At 65.7% G+C, this 3,409-nt stretch carries 4 protein-coding genes; 2 read left to right on the top strand and 2 right to left on the bottom strand.

Features of this window, described 5'->3' with window-relative positions:
- Positions 1–124: 124 nt before the first annotated feature.
- Entirely contained in the window at positions 125–2,065 is a 1,941-nt protein-coding gene (gene dnaG, locus ACKOED_RS06795) for a DNA primase (RefSeq protein ID WP_408915826.1), read from the bottom strand.
- A 121-nt stretch (positions 2,066–2,186) separates the two neighbouring features.
- On the opposite strand from dnaG, the gene ACKOED_RS06790 reads away from it, so the two are divergent.
- On the top strand, positions 2,187–2,606 hold the full coding sequence (locus ACKOED_RS06790) for an organic hydroperoxide resistance protein (RefSeq protein WP_408915825.1): 420 nt from the start codon (positions 2,187–2,189) through the stop codon (positions 2,604–2,606).
- A 42-nt stretch (positions 2,607–2,648) separates the two neighbouring features.
- Here ACKOED_RS06790 and ACKOED_RS06785 read toward each other — a convergent pair whose 3' ends face one another.
- A complete protein-coding gene (locus ACKOED_RS06785; RefSeq protein WP_408915824.1) occupies positions 2,649–3,110 on the bottom strand; it encodes a GatB/YqeY domain-containing protein in 462 nt (153 codons plus the stop codon).
- Between the two features lie 120 nt (positions 3,111–3,230).
- Between ACKOED_RS06785 and ACKOED_RS06780 the strand changes: the two genes are divergently transcribed.
- The coding region (locus tag ACKOED_RS06780) for a carbamoyl-phosphate synthase domain-containing protein (protein ID WP_408915827.1) at positions 3,231–3,409 on the top strand (179 nt) is incomplete at its 3' end.

Here is a 3,409-nt window from a genome sequence, read left to right as displayed (position 1 = left end):
TCCTGGTCGTCCGGGGCGGGGGCGCGCACTTGGGCTCGGGCCATGAACAAATCCTTGCTCTTGATCGGCGGGGAAACCGCCATAGCAGCGTTGTGATTCGGGGTCAAAACCCCGTTTCCGGCTCTCAGGTGATCGCGTCAGCCTCGCGGCCCGAGGCGGCGCCGAAACCCGCAATCCGGGCCTCCGCCCCCGCCTGGGACGACAACTGCTCACGCACCGCCTTGAGCGCGGTCAGGTTTTCCTCTGTCGGCTCGGCAGCAAAGGTGGCTTCCGCCGCCTTGAGCTCCCGCTCCAGGGTCACGGTTTTGCGATGCAGGGCGATCATCTGACGGAGGCCTGTGCGGGCGTCATCTTGCGCAGCCCCGCTCCCAAGGAACCATTCGTTCAGCCGTTTCGCCTGGGTTTCAAGCCTCTGCAACAGCGGGCCCGATCCCTGCTCAACCAAATGGTCTCGCAGCGCGCCTGCGTCAAGCCCGGTTTCCAGCGCCGCGTGGTCAATCATCAGGCTACGGAGGGCATTCAGCTCCGGCACGGTGATTTCCAGGCTGGCGAATTCGTCCAAAACCTCATGCAGCAGGTCGGGATGGTTGACGAGGGTGAGCATGATCATACGCTCCCGCCGCTCCGCCCCGGTCTGGAAACTGCGCTGTCCAGCCAGCTGCTTCAGCTGCGCGGTTGGCGGCTGCGGCACGTCCCAAGGCTTGCCGTAGGGCTTGGCGCCGGGCCGTCCGGCAACGCCCGGCGCCATGCGGCGGGGCCCAACCCGCCGCTGGCTGAGCGCTGGCTGAAACAGGGCGCGGGTCCGCCCGGCAAATTCCGCGAGATAATGTCTTTTCACCGTATCGTCATTTATCGTATTGATAACAATACGTAATTCCCGTTCGAACTGGGCGCGGCGCTCAGGCGTGGCGCGGTCGTTCTGGCTCAGGGCCCGCTGCCAAAGCATCTCCGAGAGCGGCTGGGCTGCGGAGATCACCGCGCGCACGGCCTCGGCACCCTGGGCCTTCAGCAGATCGTCCGGGTCCTGTCCCTCGGGCAGCAGCGCGAAACGCAGCGAGTGGCCGGGCTCAAGCAACGGCAACGCCAGGTCGAGCGCCCGGTAGGCGGCCTTGATCCCGGCCTGGTCGCCATCGAAGCACAGGATCGGTTCTGGCGCCTGTTTCCACAGCATCGCGAGCTGGTCTTCGGTCAGCGCCGTACCGAGCGGGGCTACCGCCTGCGGCAAACCGGCGCGGTGCATGGCGATGACATCGACATAGCCCTCCACCGCGATGATCTGGCCGCGCTCATGGGCGGCGGCCCGCGCCTTATCCAGGTTGTAGAGCACGCCGCCTTTGTGGAAGAGCGGGGTCTCGGGCGAGTTCAGATATTTGGCGGGAACGTCCTTGGACATGGCCCGGCCGCCGAAAGCGATCACCCGGCCTCTGGGGTCGCGGATGGGGAACATCACCCGGTCGCGGAAGCGGTCATAGGCGACCGGGATATCCTCGCCTGACACGACCAGCCCCGCCTCCGCCATCTGCGCCACGTCCACGCCCTTGTCGGCCAGATGGCTGCGCAGCGCCGACCGGTCATCCGGCGCATAGCCCAGCCGGAACTCCTTCTGGATGGCGGGGGAAAGCTGCCGGTCGGCGAGATAGCCGCGGGCCCGGCTGCCGCGCGCCGCCTGCAACTCAGCCTCGAAGAATTTTGCGGCTAATTCCATAATATCATAAAGGCTTGTGCGCTTTTCCTCGCGCTCGACGTCAGCCTCACTGAGCTGCGGCATGGGCAACCCGGCCTCGGCCGCCAGGCGCTCCACCGCTTCCGGAAAGGCCAGGCCCTCCTTCTCGACCAGGAAGGTGAAGATGTCGCCGGACGCCTTGCAGCCGAAGCAATAATAGCGGCCCTTGCGATCCTCAACGTGGAAGGACGGCGTCTTCTCGCCATGGAACGGGCAGCACCCCCAAAAGTCGCCCTTGCCGGGATTGGACTTGCGGCGGTCCCAGGCCACCTTGCGGCCGACCACGGAGGAGATGGTCACCCGGTTGCGGATGTCTTCCAGGAAGGACGGCGGAAAGCGCATGACCGGTTGATAGCAGCAGCGGCTGGCAATGTCATGGCGGCGATCACGGCTTGATCCGGCGGCGGCTTGCCTCCAAACTGGTCGGTGGAACATAACCTGGTATCATTGAAGGAGACCTGCAATGCCCATTCTCTACACCGCCCACGCCACATCGACCGGCGGCCGCGACGGCCACGGCAAGACCGATGACGGAAAGCTGGACCTCGCCCTGTCGCTGCCCAAGGAAATGGGCGGCGACGGCAAGGGCGTGAACCCTGAACAGCTTTTCGCGATCGGCTATTCAGCCTGCTATCTGGGCGCCATCAAGTTCGTGGCGGGCCAGGAGAAGGTGACGATTGCGCCGGACGCCGCGGTGACCGCGCATGTGGGCGTCGGCCCCCGTGAGGATGGCGGCGGTTTCGGCCTCGAGGTGGCGCTGGACGTGAAGCTCCCCGGCCTCAGCAAGGCGCAGGCGGAGGACATCACCACCAAGGCCCATGTGGTGTGCCCCTACTCCCACGCCACCAAAGGCAACATCAAGGTGACGACCAGGATCGTCTGACCGTCCGGCTGGGCCGGTGGCGCGTGATGATTGCCGGGCGGCCTAGCCCAGCAGCGACTTCACGATGCCGCCGGCCCTGGCCATATCTAGCTGGCCCGCATAACGCAGCTTCAGCTCGGCCATCACCTTGCCCATGTCCTTGACGCTGGTGGCGCCCACCGCCCCGATCACCAGGGCGACCGCGGCCTTCGCTTCATCCTCGCTCAGCTGCTTCGGCATGAAGGACTGGATCACCGCGATCTCATCCTTCTCGCTCTGCGCCAGCTCGGGCCGCCCGCCCTGCTCATAGGCGGCAACCGAATCCTGACGCTGCTTCACCATCTTGGCGAACAGCTCCTGGAGGCCGGCATCCGGGGTCAGCGCCGAATCATGGCCATCGGTGCGGGCGTTGATGTCCTTGTCCTTGATGGCGGCCTGCATCAGCCGCAGCGTGCCAAGCCGCTTCTTGTCGCCGGATTTCATCGCCTCTTTCACCGCCGCCGAAATCTCATCGCGCAGGGCCATGTGCTCGCTCCTCTTGGGAAAACTCAATCGTAGCCCCATCTAGGCGCTCACCGCGCGTGCTGCAACCTTGACGGCCCCCGCCCCTTCCCTTAACCAGCCGCAAATTCCCTGGAGTCCGCCATGCCGACCGTCAAGAAGCCTGCCAAGGCCAAGACCCCTGCGCGCCCGGCCATCGGTGCCTGGGACGCCCCCCGCACCACTGCCCTTCTGGTGCTGGCTGACGGCACGGTGATCGAGGGCCAGGGCATTGGCACTGAGGGCGAGGCGGTGGGCGAAGTTTGCTTCAACACCGCCATGAC

Source organism: Aestuariivirga sp., assembly GCF_046093005.1.
Classification (GTDB): Bacteria; Pseudomonadota; Alphaproteobacteria; order Rhizobiales; family Aestuariivirgaceae; genus Aestuariivirga.
The sequence above is the reverse complement of the archived record's forward strand: the minus strand, read 5'-3'. Positions and strand labels throughout refer to the sequence as shown.